The organism is Calidithermus terrae (assembly GCF_003574345.1).
In the GTDB taxonomy this organism is placed as follows: Bacteria; Deinococcota; Deinococci; order Deinococcales; family Thermaceae; genus Calidithermus; species Calidithermus chliarophilus.
Map to the genome: position 1 here is coordinate 1 of NZ_QXDL01000092.1, position 15355 is coordinate 15355.

The 15355-nt window shown below is 68.6% G+C and carries 16 protein-coding genes; 10 read left to right on the plus strand and 6 right to left on the minus strand.

What is annotated here, in order from left to right; all coding sequences use genetic code 11:
• Positions 1–702 (plus strand): FecCD family ABC transporter permease (locus tag Mterra_RS11530; protein WP_147372717.1); only part of this gene is annotated, 702 nt, incomplete at its 5' end.
• A 16-nt stretch (positions 703–718) separates the two neighbouring features.
• Here Mterra_RS11530 and Mterra_RS11535 read toward each other — a convergent pair.
• Positions 719–1954, minus strand: coding sequence for an RNA-guided endonuclease InsQ/TnpB family protein (locus Mterra_RS11535; protein WP_176582528.1), 1236 nt, complete (start codon positions 1952–1954; stop codon positions 719–721).
• Positions 1955–2052: 98 nt separating this feature from the next.
• Between Mterra_RS11535 and Mterra_RS11540 the strand changes: the two genes are divergently transcribed.
• The 3 genes from Mterra_RS11540 to Mterra_RS11550 all read left to right on the plus strand — a co-directional run bounded on the left by Mterra_RS11540 (position 2053) and on the right by Mterra_RS11550 (position 5313).
• Positions 2053–2841, plus strand: a complete 789-nt coding sequence (locus Mterra_RS11540; protein ID WP_119315327.1) for an ABC transporter ATP-binding protein — start codon at positions 2053–2055, stop codon at positions 2839–2841.
• A gap of 159 nt (positions 2842–3000) precedes the next feature.
• A complete protein-coding gene (locus Mterra_RS23140) occupies positions 3001–3483 on the plus strand; it encodes a hypothetical protein (protein WP_420836700.1) in 483 nt (160 codons plus the stop codon).
• 45 nt (positions 3484–3528) lie between these two features.
• Positions 3529–5313 (plus strand): ABC transporter transmembrane domain-containing protein, encoded by a 1785-nt coding sequence (locus Mterra_RS11550; RefSeq protein ID WP_245971609.1) that lies wholly within the window; start codon positions 3529–3531, stop codon positions 5311–5313.
• Between the two features lie 692 nt (positions 5314–6005).
• On the opposite strand, the gene Mterra_RS21940 is transcribed toward Mterra_RS11550, so the two are convergent.
• The 4 genes from Mterra_RS21940 to Mterra_RS21945 all read right to left on the minus strand — a co-directional run bounded on the left by Mterra_RS21940 (position 6006) and on the right by Mterra_RS21945 (position 9062).
• Entirely contained in the window at positions 6006–6413 is a 408-nt protein-coding gene (locus Mterra_RS21940) for a hypothetical protein (protein WP_147372719.1), read from the minus strand.
• An 842-nt stretch (positions 6414–7255) separates the two neighbouring features.
• Positions 7256–7714, minus strand: coding sequence for an SMI1/KNR4 family protein (locus Mterra_RS11570; protein ID WP_119315331.1), 459 nt, complete (start codon positions 7712–7714; stop codon positions 7256–7258).
• A 356-nt stretch (positions 7715–8070) separates the two neighbouring features.
• Complete coding sequence (locus Mterra_RS11575; RefSeq protein WP_147372721.1) at positions 8071–8532, minus strand: hypothetical protein; 462 nt, start codon at positions 8530–8532, stop codon at positions 8071–8073.
• 224 nt (positions 8533–8756) lie between these two features.
• Entirely contained in the window at positions 8757–9062 is a 306-nt protein-coding gene (locus Mterra_RS21945) for a DUF7716 domain-containing protein (protein ID WP_170159635.1), read from the minus strand.
• Positions 9063–9273: 211 nt separating this feature from the next.
• On the opposite strand from Mterra_RS21945, the gene Mterra_RS11580 reads away from it, so the two are divergent.
• From Mterra_RS11580 to Mterra_RS23435, 6 genes are all read left to right on the plus strand, one after another.
• Positions 9274–9624 carry an ArsR/SmtB family transcription factor gene (locus tag Mterra_RS11580; protein WP_119315333.1) on the plus strand — a complete coding sequence of 117 codons (351 nt, stop codon included), beginning with the start codon at positions 9274–9276 and terminating at the stop codon, positions 9622–9624.
• A gap of 23 nt (positions 9625–9647) precedes the next feature.
• A complete protein-coding gene (locus tag Mterra_RS11585) occupies positions 9648–10271 on the plus strand; it encodes an IS607 family transposase (protein ID WP_218022927.1) in 624 nt (207 codons plus the stop codon).
• Between the two features lie 4 nt (positions 10272–10275).
• The gene (locus Mterra_RS11590; protein ID WP_119315337.1) at positions 10276–11661 is read left to right on the plus strand and encodes an RNA-guided endonuclease InsQ/TnpB family protein; all 1386 of its coding nucleotides are present in this window, start codon (positions 10276–10278) and stop codon (positions 11659–11661) included.
• A 14-nt stretch (positions 11662–11675) separates the two neighbouring features.
• Entirely contained in the window at positions 11676–12116 is a 441-nt protein-coding gene (locus tag Mterra_RS11595) for an SRPBCC family protein (protein WP_119315335.1), read from the plus strand.
• A gap of 62 nt (positions 12117–12178) precedes the next feature.
• Positions 12179–12640, plus strand: coding sequence for an iron chaperone (locus Mterra_RS11600; RefSeq protein ID WP_245971610.1), 462 nt, complete (start codon positions 12179–12181; stop codon positions 12638–12640).
• 66 nt (positions 12641–12706) lie between these two features.
• Positions 12707–12838 (plus strand): hypothetical protein, encoded by a 132-nt coding sequence (locus tag Mterra_RS23435; protein ID WP_275054456.1) that lies wholly within the window; start codon positions 12707–12709, stop codon positions 12836–12838.
• On the opposite strand, the gene Mterra_RS11605 is transcribed toward Mterra_RS23435, so the two are convergent.
• Positions 12824–15355 (minus strand): HD domain-containing phosphohydrolase (locus tag Mterra_RS11605; RefSeq protein ID WP_119315336.1); only part of this gene is annotated, 2532 nt, incomplete at its 5' end. The two genes, Mterra_RS23435 and Mterra_RS11605, sit on opposite strands and share 15 nt — an antisense overlap.

Sequence of the window (15355 nt, forward strand, 5' to 3'; positions counted from 1 at the left end):
GGCCTGGCGGCGGTCATCACCCTGATCCTGCTCCCGGCGGCCCCGGCCTGGGCGCTGCCGGCCGGGGCCTTCGCCGGGGCGGGGGCCGGTTTCGCCCTGGTGTACCTGCTCGCGCGACGCGCGGGTGAGGTGGCCCCGGTGCGCGTCGCCCTCATCGGCATCGCGGTGGCCGCCGCCCTCACCAGCTTCCAGCAGCTCATCCTGGTCCGCGCTCCCGACGACGTCGGGCGGGCGCTGAGCTTCCTGGTGGGCACCGTCTACGCAGCCGACTGGGAGCGGCTTCTGCGGGTGCTGCCCTGGGCGGCGGTGCTCCTGCCCCTGGCCTGGCTCTCGTGGCGCCGCCTCGACGTGCTGGCCCTGGGCGACCACCTGGCCCGGGGGCTGGGCATGCGCCTCGAGCTCGCCCGCCTGGCCGCCCTGGCGCTGGCGGTGGGGCTGGCGGGCGTGGCCGTCACCGGGGTGGGGGTGCTGGGCTTCGTGGGCCTGGTCGCCCCCCACGCGGCGCGGCTGCTGGCCGGGCCCGGCTTCGCCCGGCTGCTGCCGGCTTCCGTGCTGCTGGGGGCCACGCTGGTGGTGGGGGCCGACGCGCTGGGGCGCGGCCTGGTCCCCCCGGTCGAAGTCCCCGCGGGCATCCTCACCACCCTGATCGGCGCGCCCTACTTCCTGTGGCTCCTGCGGCGCACGGGCGGAATTCGACGCTAGGAAACCGTAAACCGCCCTAACCAAACGCTAGCGCGTTCTGGTTAGGGCTTTCCGAGAGGAGACGATGCACAGACGACACCCTCAGAATCCGGGCCGGTTTACAGCGGCCCTCGCCCGTCGAGCCCGCTCTCCGGGCGACGATCCCCTGCGGGACGGGGCTGCAACCCCGTGCACGCAAGGCGACGTTATACGCGGCCACCCAGCCCGCGTTGTGCTGGAAGCCGCACGCCGTGCAGCGGAAGAGGGCCTGGCTCCGGCGGTTCTCCCTGGCGGTGTGGCCGCAGCGGGGGCACCCCTGGCTGGTGTGCCGGGGGTCCACCGCCACCACCCGCACCCCCCTCAGGGCCGCCTTGTACCCCAGCAGGGAGCGCAGCTTGGCGTAGGGCCACAGGTGGTGCAGGTGCCGCTCGGTGCTGCCGCGCCTGGCGGTGCGGCCCCGGAGGTGGGTCAGGTCCTCGACGGCCAGCGTGTCGCCGGGCTCCAGGCCGTCCACGATCCGCTTCGCCAGGGCGTGCAGGGCGTGGCTCACGAAGCGGGCTTCCCTCCTCGTAAGCCGTTCCCAGAGGCGTTTTACCCCCCTGGTGCGTTGGGAAGGGCGGTCGAGCCTGCTCCTGACCTCGGCCCGCTTCTTCAGGTAGCGCAGGCGCACGCCCTTCAGGGGGCCGCCGGAGAACCGTACGCCGCTGGAAAGCATAGCCAGGGTTTTCTGGCCCATGTCCAGACCAACGATTGTCCCACCGCCGCCGGGAGGGGTCGGGGTCTCAATGCGCAGAACCAGGTTGATGTACCACTTCCCCCTCGGCCCCTGGGTCAGCACCCCGCCCTGCACGCCCCTGGCCCGCGCCAGCAAGCCGCGCTGGTAGTTGCCCAGCTTGAGGGGGATGCGCAGCCTACCCCTCACCGTGCTCAGCGAGACGGTCTCGTCTTCCCCCCGCAGGGAGAGGGTGCGCTGGTCGAAGGCGCAGGAGGTGGGCTGGTAGAACCTGGCCCGGCTGCCCTTCTTGCGCCCGACGCGGGCGATGGCCTGAACGGCGAGGTTGGCGCTGAGGCCCATCGCCCGGAGGTCGCGGTAGACCAGGCGGTGCAGCTTGAACCTACGGAACTCCCCGTGCTCCTTAGCCACCCGCAGGGCGTGGTTGCAGCCCTCGGCGAACCGCCGCGCCGTGGCCTCCAGCGCCGCCGCCTGTTCGGGGGTGGGCTTGAGGGTGCAGCGGAGCGTGAGGGTCTGCACAAGCGCAGTATGACACATCATATGAAGGAGGTGAGCGGGTGTAGCCGCCTGACGGCGGCCTGGGGCCCTACCTCCCCGACCAAACTTGGTCGGGGTCTCCCGCCCCAGACCCCAACCCGATGAAACTCCAGACCCGTTCCCTCCACCTCGGCTACGAGGACCGCCTCGTGGTCGAAGGGCTCGACCTCGAGCTCCCCTCCGGCAAGATCACCACCTTCATCGGCCCCAACGGCTCGGGCAAGTCCACGCTGCTGCGTTCGCTGGCGAGGCTCTTGAAGCCCCAGCAGGGCAGCGTGCTCCTCGACGGCAAGGCCATCCACCGGCTGCCCACCAAGGAGGTGGCGCGCCAGCTCGCCATCCTGGTGCAGGGGCCGCAGGCCCCCGAGGGCCTCACGGTGGAGGCGCTGGCCTGGTTCGGGCGCTACCCCCACCAGGGCTTCCTCGCCCGGCGCACCGAGGCCGACCAGGAGGCCGTGGAGCGGGCCCTCCAGCAGACGGGCATGGTGGTCTTCCGCGACCGGCCCCTCGAGACCCTCTCCGGCGGGCAGCGCCAGCGGGCCTGGATCGCCATGGCCCTGGCCCAGGACACCCCGGTGGTACTGCTGGACGAGCCCACCACCTTCTTAGACCTCTCCCACCAGCTCGAGGTCATCCACCTGCTGCAGCGGCTCAACCGCGAGGGGGGCAAGACCGTCGTGATGGTGCTGCACGACCTCAACCAGGCCGCGCGCTACTCCCACGAGCTCGTGGCGATCGACGCCGGCCGGGTGGTGGCCCAGGGCCCGCCCGCCGAGGTCATCACCCACCACCTGCTGCGCCGGGTCTTCGGCCTCGAGGCCCACATCACCCTCGACCCCGACGCCGGCACACCCCACGTCATCCCCTACGGGCTCTCCCGGCGCTCCTGAGTACGCCCCCCGCTCCCGGCCCGGGTCGTAGGGTCCTCCCGGGCGGGCGGCTGCGGCGGGAGGGCTGCGCCCTGGCCTAGGACGGTTTGCGGAGGGCCCGGCCGGCGCCGCCGGAGCAGCGGCAAAGCCCCGGGAGATCCGTCATAATGGTTCCAGGTCATGCACCCCGACGGACCAAACCCCGCTCTGCCGGAAGCCGACGACCCCCTCAGGCGCGCGCTGGAGGACCTGGCGCTGGGCGAGGAGGGCCGGGCCGAGGCGCTGCTGGGCCGGCAGGCGGGGGGAGCGGCGGAAGCCGACCGGCGTGCCCTGCTGGGCTTCGTGGAGTACCGGCGGGGCAACCTCGAGGCCTACCGCGCGCTGGCCCTCGAGGCGGCCCGCACCGCCCTGACCCCGCTGACGCTCTACCACCTGGGCCGCAGCCTGCCCCCGGGACAGGGGGTGCTGGCACTGGAGGAGGCGTTCCAGCGCCTGCAGGGCGACCCCGGGGCCCACGCCCTGCGGCGGCTGGGGCGCTTCCGGTCCCCTGCTCCAGGGACGAACCTTGGAGGGGGCTGGCCGTCCCCGGCGAGGGGCTGCTGTGGGTCTCCTGCGACTTCGCGACCGGCTGCGCCGGGGTTCTGCGGGTGCTGCACCGGGTGACGAGCCCGGGCCCCGCCGACTTCATGCTGGACGAGGTGACGCGCGATGAGGACCTTATGGACCATCCTGGAGGGGCGCAGGGGCGAGTTCCTGCGCCTGCTGGCGGCTAGCAGCCTGGTGAGCGCGGCGGAGGCCCTGCTCCACCCGCTGATGCTGAAGTGGCTCTTCGACGAGGCGGTGGCCGCGCAGGACTTCCGGCGCTTCGGGCTCCTGGGGCTCGCCTACCTCGCCGCGGGGCTGGCCCTGATCGGGCTGTTCTGGGCCGTCTCGTTATGGCAGAAGGCCTTCGTCAACCGGGTGGTGCTCGAGGTGGAGGGGCGGCTGCTGGCGAAGGCCCTCCGCCTCGACTGGCGCGACTTCAGCCGCGAGGGGGCCGGGGCCTTCGTGAGCCGGGTTCACCAGGACGCCCTCGAGGGGCTGGCCCCCGCGGTTTCCCTCCTGGTCGCCGTGGCCCGCCAGGGCCTGGCGGCTTTGGCCTTCCTGGGGGTGCTGCTCTACCTGTCGTGGCAGGCCACCCTGGCGCTGGCGATGCTGGTCCCGCCGCTGCTGTGGGTCGCGCGGCGGGTCGGGACCAAGGTCCGCCGGGCCGCCGAGGACGAGCGGGAGGGCGAGGCCCGCTACCTCGAGGTCCTCTCCCAGTCGCTCAAGGCCTTCCGGGCCCTGCGCGGCCTGCCCCGCCTCGGCCCCCCGACCCTGGCCGCCAACCGGGAGGCCCTGGGCGCCTACCTCGACGGCACCTACCGCAGCCACCGGCTGATGGAGGCCCAGCAGGCCTGGAGCGACGGGTTCATGAACCTGGCCAACACGCTCGCGCTGGTCGTGGGCGGCTACTTCGTCCTGGCCCGCGCGCTGAGCTTCGGCGGGTACTTAGCCTTCGTCAACGCCTTCTGGCGGGCGGTGGACAACACCTTCGCCCTGCTGCGCAGGGTGCCCGAGCTCCACCGCCACGCGCAGGTCCTCGAGCGCGTCCACGGGCTGCTCTCCTCCGCGCCCGCCCCTTACGCGCGGCCGGCCGCCGAGGCCCGGCTCGAGGGGGTGCGGCTGGCCTACGCGGGCGGGGCACCGCTGGAGCTGCCCCGGTTGGAGGTCCGCCCGGGCGAGCGCCTGCTCCTCCTGGGCCCCAACGGCGCGGGCAAGACCACCCTGCTGCACGTGCTGTCGGGGTACCTGGCCCCCGAGCGGGGCGAGGTGGAGCTGCCCGCGCGGGTGGCCGCGCTCACCGCCCCCCCGAGCTGCCACCCCTGGCGGTGCGCGAGCTGGTCCCCGACGCCGGGCTCCGGCGGGAGCTGGGCCTCGAGGGCCTGGACGACCGCCTCCCCGAGGCCCTGTCCTCGGGGCAGCGGCAGAGGGCCGCCGTCGGGGCGCTGCTGTGCGAGGAGGCCGACCTCTACGTGCTGGGCGAGCCCCTGGCCAACCTGGACCCCGAGAGCCGCGAGGGGGTGCTCGAGCTGGTCCTGCGCCGGACCGCGGGGAAGGCCCTGGTGGTGGTGCTGCACGGGGACGAGGCGCTGCACGGCCGCTTCGACCGGGTGGTGGAGCTGGCGGGCCGGCGGGCGGCGAGCCCCCGGTAGCGGCCGTGCCGCGGGCAATTCGGCAGCCCCGTCCGGGTCGGGGCTGCGTGAGGCACCAGCGGGGCCAGCGGTGAGCTCGGCGTGGCCATGCCCGGCCCGGAGGCTTAACGGGGGTCGTGAGGGCCGGGGTAGGGGTGCTCGAGCAGGTAAGCCTGCAGGTCGAAGCGCCAGCGGCCGCGCCCCAGGCGGCGCCGCACCCGCAGGTAGTGCGCCAGGCGGAAGGAGGGCGAGCGCAGCAGGGGGTCGTGGCGGGAGCTGAGGTGGGCGGCCGCCTCGAGGTGCCCCAGCCGCTCCCACGCCCCGCGGTCCCCGCCCCGCAGCGCGGCCGCGACCCGCCGGGCGTGGGCCTCGACCTCCGCGAGCTCCGCGCGGAAGGCCAGGGCGGCGGAGGAGGCCACAGGGCCCAGCCCGACCTCGCCCTCGAGCACCCACAGCTCGCCCCCCTCGGGGTCGTAGCGGGTAGGGTCGGGCCAAAACTCGGCCCGGCGGCGGGCAGTGGAGGGGTGGGCTAGCGGGCCCTCCTCGAGGGCCGCGACGGCCTCCTCAAGCAGGAAGTAGCCGAAGGAGGTGCTGGCTATGCGGTGGAAGTAAGCCCGCCACAGGTGGAAGGCCAGCTCGAGGTTGAGCAGCCGCCGCAGCGCCCCAGGGCGCCGGGCGGCCACGCCCTCGGCCACCCGCGCCGCGTGCAGGCGGGCCAGCCGCTCGTGGTGGGCGACGACCGGGTTGTACTGCCCCATCCCCCTCCCTCATGCCGCGGCCGCGCAACCCAGCGGGGCCGGCCCCCTGTCCGTCAACGGGACGAGTAGGCAACGACCTTTAGCCAACGTAGCACTATCGTAAGTTATTCCGTCAACCTCGGCGGTATAGGTGCGTTATTCACTGATATTCCATTAGGAGCAATTCTGCAAATCCTCTGGTGTTGAGCCTCGTGCAACCGATGGCCTAGCTTACCTAAGCTCTAGGGTGCGTGATTTTAGCCAGACCTTCCTTCAACCCCTCCAAGTCCTCGTGGGCCAGCTTTACTCGATCGGGGTGCAGTTCCTTATAGGCATCCATGCCTTCAACATCGGTTCGGAACCGATGAAGCTCCAGGTATTGTTTCACCTCGCACGGCTCAATCACCCAATTGTTCTTTGGCCCATTCCGATACATACACCACTTAAGCCTACCTTTGAAGTTCGTCACAACTTCGAGAACCCGCTGTTCCAGATCTGGCGGTGACTGAACGAACCTAAATACAATAAACGGCGGCCTGGATTGCTCACCGTACTCTTCGTAGGGAGCAGTACACCTAGCCCATGCCAGTGGAGATAAGGACTGAAGGATAGCAACGATCTCTTGGCATCCTGTAAATTGCATGACTACCTCCCCAACGACAGGCAAGCGCCTTCGCTCGTTCGTCGTCAGAATGCATGTTTATCTTATACGCGGCTCCCAAATTTAAGCCCTCCATAAGCCTTTTCTATGTCAAACCCCTCGAGTACACCCTACGGTGGTGAACAAGGGCAACAGTGGGACCATCCGGGATACGGAAGGCTCCCCCATCTCTCGAAGTGGGTAGTTAGAAGGCGCTCTGGGTGATCACCTAGTTTGGTTCCCTTAGCAACCCAAAACGCCTCAGGTTCTGTCGAGTTATAGGAACCAGTACGCCTCCTCCCCACTCCGTGCGGTCAGGCATCTCAGCCCAGCGATGAAACCGACAGGAAAACACGGGCTGGTCAAGGTCGGGATCATACAAGGTCTCCAGGGCTTCCCCGCACCGGGAACAGGTCCTGTCTGAGATGAGGACGATACTCTGCCAGAGGATGTCCCGTACCTGCATAAGGAACGTATCAATGTCCCTGGGTTCGAGCGACTGAAATGCAGCCATTTCGTCCTCTACAACAAGTTCGCTTAGCTCGTGCGGGTAATCATCCACTGTAATATTCAGGAAAAAAATCAGGCCCCAGCGAGTCATCTTCTGATCACCTATGATCTGAGCCTTCGCTCTCAGCCAATTAGCAATCAAAGTAAATAGCTGAGCAGGGCCCGTTTCTGATGAGAGATGCGCCAATTACTGATTGAGGTCCACCCAGAGCTTCCGCACACTGGTAGACATAACGTGAATTTACAGGCAATGTTATGGAACTAGGAATGCCGTAATGATGTTTCCCCTAGTATCCGCGAAAATTTTTATTTAATAGCCGCCATAGCCGTTGAGGTCATGCGCCCTCGAGTTCCCCGAATCGGGCGGCTCGAGCCTCCAGGTATTGCAGGAACGACGGCGCTAAACGCCTGATGATCTGCTTGTCTATGTTGTCCCAGGCGACGACAGGGGAATCCTCCTGCGAACAGTCGAGGCAGTCTAGCTGATCGCCGTCATGGCTGTACAGCACAAATAAATGCGTCGGCAGGCCGTACACCCTTTCTTCAATCGTCATCCGGGCACCGTCCTGCGCCGACCGGTCATCGAGTCGGTCATCGAAGACGCCGTATATCTCAATTGAGCCTAGCGCCAACTGGCCGAACCGCTGCAGGAACTCACGGTAATCTGCAGGGAACTTTATCCCTAAGGCAGCTTCCACGCCTTTGATCGCATGCTCGCTACGTTCACCCAGTACGGTTACCTTGGTGGGATATTTAGCTAGTAGATACTGAACGAGATCAGTTACTCCACTCATTCTAGGAAATTCTCCGCGCGCTTTTTCCGGCAGTCTTGCCTGTACTTCTGGTATTTACACTCCAAGCCTCAGGGGCAGTTCCGAAGCTCTCGTTTTTGCCCATCAAGCCATTCAGTAAACAACCAGCTTTCCCTCGGGATAGTTGCCGTCCCACCCGCACGGAAATCTGCCTCGAGAATACCAGTACGGTCAAGCCACCGAGCAGCCGGTGGGCCGGGAGGGATGACAGGGAGGGAAACAGCCGTGCTGTCGGACAGGGTGACGCTGCCGGGGCTCACCACCTCGATGCCGGGCGGCAGAGCGGTGGACACAGTGCACTCCACGGGCTTTTCGCCGTCGCCCTCGAGGCGCGCGGTTCATCCCCGTTCCGGGGGTCGCGCCGGCCGGTGCCACCGCCACGAGTACCCCAGGGCGAGCACCTCGACCCACATCTCCCTCCCCCTCACGAGGAAGTGCCGGCAGCCGAAGCGGCCGGCGCCGCTCTCCCCCAGCCAGGTCGAGGACTCGATCTCGTAGACATCGGGGTCCGGGCAGACCCCCATCGCCCGCCAGGCGCTCCTGAACTCCTCCCCCGTCTCGTGGGGGCTACGCGTCGCGTCGAAGAAGCTCGGGACGCCGCCCCAGTCGAACCTGCCCAGCAGGTCGGGGTCGTCGTCGTCGATCACCGGGTACATCCGCACCCACTGCCCGCCGGGGAACTCCATCACCACGCGGAGGAACTCGAGGTCCTCGACCCCGTCCCTCCCCGAGAGGTCGTAGACGTCGAACGCCACCTCCGCCGCGTCGTTCTCCGTGACCTCGACCCGGAAGGCGGACACGGACGGGGACAGGCACCAAGGGACCTTCAACGGTATCGCGACATTCACCTTAGTGCTCACCTTTCACCTCAACCATGGCGGAATAAATACAGAGGGTTTGAGCCATCTTTATTTACAGATACCAGTATGCGATATCCCGGCATTGGATAGTTCTTCTGGCTGGGTGGAGTATTACGTCCAACCCATTTCCCAGTGATACGAACTGTGCCAGTCCTCGTTTTCGTTTACACAGGACCTTCCACGGGAAAACTGTCATTTTCGGCGAAATAATTCAGGCCGGATACTATCTCTGCCATGTCCAGGCCGGATTTTCTCTCCCTAGCCCAGGCAATGAAATCTCTAAGTTCCGCTGTGCCTATGAGAATACGCAACTGGGAACGGTGTAAGGCTTCAATCTCATTTGTAGGCCATTCATCCAGGTCAATCACGGCCCCAAGAGAATCCTGATCCCAAAGTTGGCCTTTGCCGACCCTTTGTAGGCACAACCAGCCCTCTGGTAGCTCATCCAGCTGATTAATGATGTCCGCCAACCTCATCAACTTTACTTCCGGCATGTCGGTGCGCCCAGTAGAGACATTCTAGTGCCGCCTATGAGCCACTGCACTGCCGGCGGCTCCCACCCCACTCTTTACAGCCTTCATAGCCGTTGGGAGCCCTCCGCCGGCTGCCCGTCTCGAGGACCCGGCTGCGTAGACCGGTCACGCGCTGGACAATTCATAAGCAATCACTTATACTTTACCCATGCACAGCGCGGCCGGGCTCGAGGACAGGGTCTTCCAGGCGCTCGCCGACCGCAGCCGCCGGGCGATCCTCGAGTCGCTCACCCGCGGCGAGGCGGCGGTGAAGGACCTCGCCGCGCGCTTCGACATCTCGCAGCCGGCGGTCTCGCAGCACCTCGCCAAGCTGAAGGAGGCCGGCCTGGTGAACGCCCGGCGCGAGGGGCGCCTCGTCTACTACCGGGTGGAGCCGCGCGGGATGAAGCCCCTCATCGACTGGCTCGCGCACTACCGCGCCTTCTGGGCCGAGCGCGCCGAGCGCCTCGAACGGCTGCTGGAGGAGATGGACTCCAGTCTTGGCAAAAGTGCGCGATAATGTATTCTAGTCTCATAGAAAGCATGATGAGCACGGGAAAAGCGGCCAAGCTGTTGGGGGTTTCAGTCAAGACCCTACAACGCTGGGAGCGCGAGGGGCGGCTGATCCCGGCCACCAGAACGGACAGCAACCGACGCCTGTACACCGAATCGCAGTTCCGGGAGTTCATTGGTCTGCGGCAAGCTGGCGCTGAGCCCACCAGGATCATCGCTTATTGCCGCGTATCCGGCGCAGCGCAAAAGCCAGACCTGATCAACCAGCGCAGGGTGCTTGAAGAATTCGTGGTTGCGCGTGGTCTGGCCAATGTTGAGTTTATCGAAGAGGTTGGTGGCGGACTGAATTTCAGGCGCAAGAAGTTTCTGGAGGTAATGGATGCCATCGGCCGCAGGGAAGTCAAGGCGCTCATCCTGGCTCACCGGGATCGGCTCACGCGCTTTGGCTTTGAATGGTTTGAGCATTTTGCCAGAACGCACGGGTGCGAAGTGCTGGTGCTCAACCAGGAGCGGCTGTCTCCCGAACAGGAGATGGTGCAGGATCTGATGACCATCGTGCACTGCTTCTCTTCCCATCTGTACGGACTGAGAAACTACCGAAAAAAGCTCAACGAGGCCCTGAAAAAGGATGTGACCCATGCGCCAGAGGAGTGAAGCCATGGGCCGGCATCTGAGCCACAAAATAGCGCTCTGCCCCACGCCTGAGCAGGTGGACTACTTCAAGCGGGCCTGTGGGACAGCCCGCCGGGTATGGAACTGGGCGCTGGCGGAGTGGCACAAAGAACGCGCCCTTGGGCGAACGCCCAACGCGATGGCGCTCAAAAAGCGGTTCAACGCCCTCAAGTATCGCGATCCAGCGTGGCTCGATGCGAACGGCCGCCCCTGGCTCAGGGACATCCACCGGGACGCCCACGCGCAGCCCTTTGCCCACCTGGCTCAGGCCTGGCAGCGCTTCTTCGACGAGATCCGTGCGGGGAAACCGGCCCACGAGCCGCGGTTCAAGAAAAAGGGCCGTTGCCGCGACAGCTTTTACGTTGCCAACGACAAGTTTCGCTTACAGGGCACAACGATTCGGCTGCCCAAGGTAGGGGAGGTAGCCATGACCGAAGCCCTGCGTCTGCAAGGCAAGATCCTGGGTGCGACGGTCTCAAGAACAGGAGAAGGCTGGTTTGTCTCGATTCAGGTCGAGGTTCCCGAGGCCCAGTTCTACCGCAAGCGCACAGGGGATGGAATGGTGGGGATCGACCTCGGGGTGAAGGCCGCAGCGACGCTCTCTACGGGCGAACGGGTGCAGGCCCCCATGCCGCTCAAAAAAGCCCTGCGTCGGCTCAAAATCCGCAGCCGCCGCGTCAGCCGCAAGCTGGAAGCGGCCAGGTTGGCGGCGGGCTTTGCCCCGCGAGCGCCGCTGCCCAAAGGCAGCAAACTTGCCCAATCGAACAACTGCCGCAAGTCCGCTCAGCGACTGGCCAGGATGCACGCGCGCATCGCCAATCTCCGGGCCGATTTCCTGCACAAGCTCACGACTCGGCTCTGCCGCGAAAGCCAAGCGGTGGTGATCGAGGACCTGAACGTGGGCGGGATGCTCAAGCACGAGCAGCTGGCCCGTCCGATCAGCGATGTGGGCTTTGGGATGTTTCGCCAGCAGCTCGAATACAAGGCGAAACGCTACGGCACGCGGCTGATCGTGGCGGATCGGTGGTATCCCAGCAGCCGCCTTTGTTCGCGCTGCGGCTGGAAAAACGCTGCGCTGACGCTCAGGGATCGGGAGTGGACGTGCCCGCAATGCGGCGCGCAGCACGACCGCGATCTGAACGCGGCGCTCAACCTCGAACGGCTGGCAACCGAGGGGACGATCCCCTATCGGGACGGGGCCCCTGCCCCGTACACCCGAACTGCCCTACCCGTGGCGAGTCCGTCCGGCAACGGCGGCCCTGCGATAGCAATCATGCCTATCGCAGGCGGGAAAGTCACGCCTGTCAGATACGAGCCACAGTGTGGCTCGGGGCAGGAAGAGAAACGTGTGCGCAATGGCGCACGTTTCTGATAGCAGATGGACCCATGACCCCCGCCGACAAGACCGCCCCCGCCCAGACCGAGTCCGTCGCCTTCGACCTCGACCTGCTCCACCCGCCGGAGAAGGTGTGGCGCGCGCTCACCGACCCCGCGCTGCTCGCCGAGTGGCTGCTGCCCGTCGTCGGGTTCAGGCTCGAGCCGGGGGCGGCCTTCGAGTTCAGGGCGCAGCCGCAGCCCGGCTGGGACGGCGTCGTCAATTGCCGGCTGCTCGAGGCCGAGCCGCACAGGAAGCTCAGTTGGAGGTGGGTCGTCGGCGACATCGACACCGTGGTGACGTTCACGCTCACGCCCACGGCGACGGGCACGCGCCTGTCCCTGGTGCACTCGGGCTTCAGGCCGGACCAGAAGCAAAACCTCGCCGGCGCGCGCTACGGCTGGAAGGCGATGAGCGGCAAGCTCGCCGACCTGCTCGCGCGGCTGCCGTGAGCCCTGAGCTGCCCCCTGGCGAAGCACCCCGGTCTGACCCAACCCCGCGCGAGGAGGTTTCGATGAGTTCCAAGAAGGACACGCACAAGCCCGCCAAGATGGCCGCCGCGAGCGGCAAGGAGCCCGGCGGGTTCACCGCCGAGGAGCGGGCCGCGATGAAGGAGCGCGCCCGCGAGCTGAAGGCCAGCAAGGCCGGCGGGGAGAGCGCCCTGCTCGCCAAGATCGCCGAGATGCCCGAGCCCGACCGCTCCATGGCCCTTCGGCTGCACGCCGTCGTCAAGGCCAGCGCGCCCGCCCTCGAGCCCAAGACCTGGTACGGGATGCCCGCGTACGCCAAGGACGGCAAGGTCGTGTGCTTCTTCACGCCCGCCTCGAAGTTCAAGACCCGCTACGCCACCTTCGGCTTCAACGACTCGGCGAACCTCGACGAGGGCGCCATGTGGCCGACCGCCTTCGCGCTGAAGGGGCTGACCCCCGCCGAGGAGGAGAGGATCGCGGCGCTCGTGAGGAGGGCGGTGAGCTGAGGGCCGGACCGGCCGCCAAGCCCGCCTCGCCCGGCTCCGGTGATGTATGCGATGTGTAATGCTCGCGTGGCGCGCAAGCAGCTCTACCTGCGGGAGGATCAGGAGGCCCGGCTCAAGCGCAAGGCCCGCGAGACCGGGCTGTCGGAGGCCGGATTGGTGCGGCTGAGCCTCGAGCCCGGCGCCTCAGGCGGGCGCTGACCCTGCGCCTTTCTGCCCCATCAAGCGGAGGAAGGCCTCGACCACCGCGGGGTCGAAGTGGCGGCCCGCCTGCGCGCGGACGTGCTCGAGGGCCTTCTCCCGCGGCCAGGCCGGGCGGTAGGGGCGGTCGGAGGTGAGGGCGTCGTAGACGTCCACGACCGCGAAGACGCGGGCCGCCAGGGGGATCTCCTCCCCCCCCAGGCCGCGCGGGTAGCCCGTGCCGTCCCAGCGCTCGTGGTGGCAGTAGGGGATGTCGAGGGCGGGGCGCAGGTAGGGGATGGCCGAGAGCCACTCGTGGGCGTGGACGGGGTGCTTCTTCATCACCGCCCACTCCTCCTCGCTCAGCGGCCCGGGCTTGAGCAGCACGGCGTCGGGCACCCCCAGCTTGCCCACGTCGTGCAGCAGCGCGCCCCGGCGCACGTGGACGAGCTCCTCCTCCCCCATCCCCACCGCGCGGGCGAGCTCGACGGCCATCTCGGTGACCCGCAGGCTGTGCCCCTCGGTCTCCTCGTCGCGCAGGTCCAGCGCCCGCGACCAGCCCTCGATGGTGGCGTCGTAGGCCAGCTCGAGCTCGCCGTTGGCGCGCTGCAGCCGCTCGAAGAGCCGGAAGTTGTCCACCGCGATGGCGGCCTGCCCGGCCAGGGTCTCCAGGAACTCGGCCCACTCGGGCTCGGCGGGGAGGGGCCCGCGGAGGAAGAGCTCCAGCACCCCCTTGAGCTCGCCCTTGGCCACCAGCGGCGCCGCCGCGTAGCCCGTGAAGCCCTCCCCCAGCAGCTCCCGGCGCACGAAGGCGGCGGCGCGGAGGTCCTCCTCGAGCACCGCCCTACGCTCCAGCGCGGCCCGCCCCGCCAGCCCCTCCCCCAGCCGCACCCGCGAGGCGGGGTAGGCCCCGCCGCGGAAGCCCCGCCCGGCGGCGGGCGCGAGGGCGAGGGCGGCGGGGTCGAACAGCAGCACCCCGGCGGCCTCCGCCCCGAGCTGGCCCAGCGCCTCCTGCAGCAGCACCCCCAGGGCGAACTCGAGGTCGGGGCCGGAGGTGATGGCGCGGTCTACGGCCCGCAGCGCCTGCAGCCGCTCCACCCGGCGCACCGCCGCCTCGTGGAGCTGCTGGCGGTGCAGCGCGGCGCCGGCCATGTCGGCCAGGGCCGACAGCAGCCGGGCCTGCTCCGGGGCCAGCCGGCGCCCGGGCCCGGCCAGGACCGAGAGCACCCCCACCGGCTCGGCCCCCGCACGGACGGGGACCGCGCCCCCCGCGCAGCCCGGCGGCAGCCGCCCGGCCATGCCCGGGTGCCGGTGGGGGTCGGCGGCGAGGTCGTCGGAGAAGTAGGGCTCGCCCGTGGCGAAGACCCGCCCGGTGATCCCCTCCCCCGGCCGGACCCTCAGGTCGGGCACGCCGGACCACCCGCGCGCGCAGGCCGGGACCAGCTCGCCGCTGCGCGGCTGGTAGAGGCAGATGGCCCCGCGCTCCGCGCCCACCGCCCGCAGGGTCTCCTCCAGCAGCACCGACAGCATCTCGTCGCTGGTGCGGGTGGTGCGCAGGGCGCCCGAGACCCGGTTGACCGCCTCGAGCTCGGCCAGGCGCAGGCGCAGGCGGTCCTCGGACTCCTTGCGCGCGGTGAGGTCGGTGATGCCGCCCACCATGCGCACGGCCCGGCCCCCGGCGTCGCGCACCACGTGGCCGCGGTCGAGGACGTGCGCGTAGCCGCCGTCGGCGCGGCGGAAGCGGTACTCCCCGGACCACTCCGCGCCCTGCTCGAGCGCGCGGTCCAGCGAGGCGGCCACCCGGGCGCGGTCGTCGGGGTGGATCTGCTCGAGCCACCACCCCGCGCCGGGCCCCACCTCCTCGGCGCGGTAGCCGAACTGCGTCTGCAGGCCCTCGCCCCACCAGACCTCCCCGCGCAGCAGGTCCCAGTCCCAGACGGCGTCGTTGGTCGCGCGCGCCAGCAGCCGGAAGCGCCCCTCGCTCTCGCGCAGGGCCTGCTCGGCCCCGCCGCGCCGCTCGGACTCCAGGAGCCGCTCGTGCTGCAGCCCCCAGATGGCCCCCAAAGCGCTCAAGGCCGTCATCAGCGGCCTGCGGTCGGCCCGGTCGCGGAACAGGAACGAGGCGTAGCCCACCAGCTCCGGCCCCGCCCGCAGCCCCACCGCGATGGCGTGCCGGGCGCCCAGCAGGTGGTAGTTGTTCTCCGCGGGGCCCCCGTAGTCCTCCGGGAGGTCCCACTCGAACCACAGCCCGGCGGAGAGGGTGTCGAACTCCTCGCCGCTGAGCTGGTGCAGGCGGTGGGCGGCCGGGACCTCCCCCAGGCCGTACACCGCGGCCAGGCGGTAGCCCTCCGGGCAGGCCAGGTGCAGCAGCGCCGCGTCGGCGTGCAGCAGACCGGCGACCTCCTCCAGCCCACGCTGCCGCACGTCCTGGGCGCTCTGCTGCCGCAGGAGGGTCTCCGAGACCAGCAGGCTCAGGGCGTAGAACTCGCGGACCTCGAGGGTGGGGCGGGGGTCGGACGACGCCCCACCCCCCTGCGC

Coding starts and splice junctions, on each gene's coding strand:
- Mterra_RS11535 (WP_176582528.1), bottom strand. CDS start 1,954: ATGATGTGTCATACTGCGCTTGTGCAGACCCTCACGCTCCGCTGCACC.
- Mterra_RS11540 (WP_119315327.1), top strand. CDS start 2,053: ATGAAACTCCAGACCCGTTCCCTCCACCTCGGCTACGAGGACCGCCTC.
- Mterra_RS23140 (WP_420836700.1), top strand. CDS start 3,001: ATGCACCCCGACGGACCAAACCCCGCTCTGCCGGAAGCCGACGACCCC.
- Mterra_RS11550 (WP_245971609.1), top strand. CDS start 3,529: ATGAGGACCTTATGGACCATCCTGGAGGGGCGCAGGGGCGAGTTCCTG.
- Mterra_RS21940 (WP_147372719.1), bottom strand. CDS start 6,413: ATGCAATTTACAGGATGCCAAGAGATCGTTGCTATCCTTCAGTCCTTA.
- Mterra_RS11570 (WP_119315331.1), bottom strand. CDS start 7,714: ATGAGTGGAGTAACTGATCTCGTTCAGTATCTACTAGCTAAATATCCC.
- Mterra_RS11580 (WP_119315333.1), top strand. CDS start 9,274: ATGCACAGCGCGGCCGGGCTCGAGGACAGGGTCTTCCAGGCGCTCGCC.
- Mterra_RS11585 (WP_218022927.1), top strand. CDS start 9,648: ATGATGAGCACGGGAAAAGCGGCCAAGCTGTTGGGGGTTTCAGTCAAG.
- Mterra_RS11590 (WP_119315337.1), top strand. CDS start 10,276: ATGGGCCGGCATCTGAGCCACAAAATAGCGCTCTGCCCCACGCCTGAG.
- Mterra_RS11595 (WP_119315335.1), top strand. CDS start 11,676: ATGACCCCCGCCGACAAGACCGCCCCCGCCCAGACCGAGTCCGTCGCC.
- Mterra_RS11600 (WP_245971610.1), top strand. CDS start 12,179: ATGAGTTCCAAGAAGGACACGCACAAGCCCGCCAAGATGGCCGCCGCG.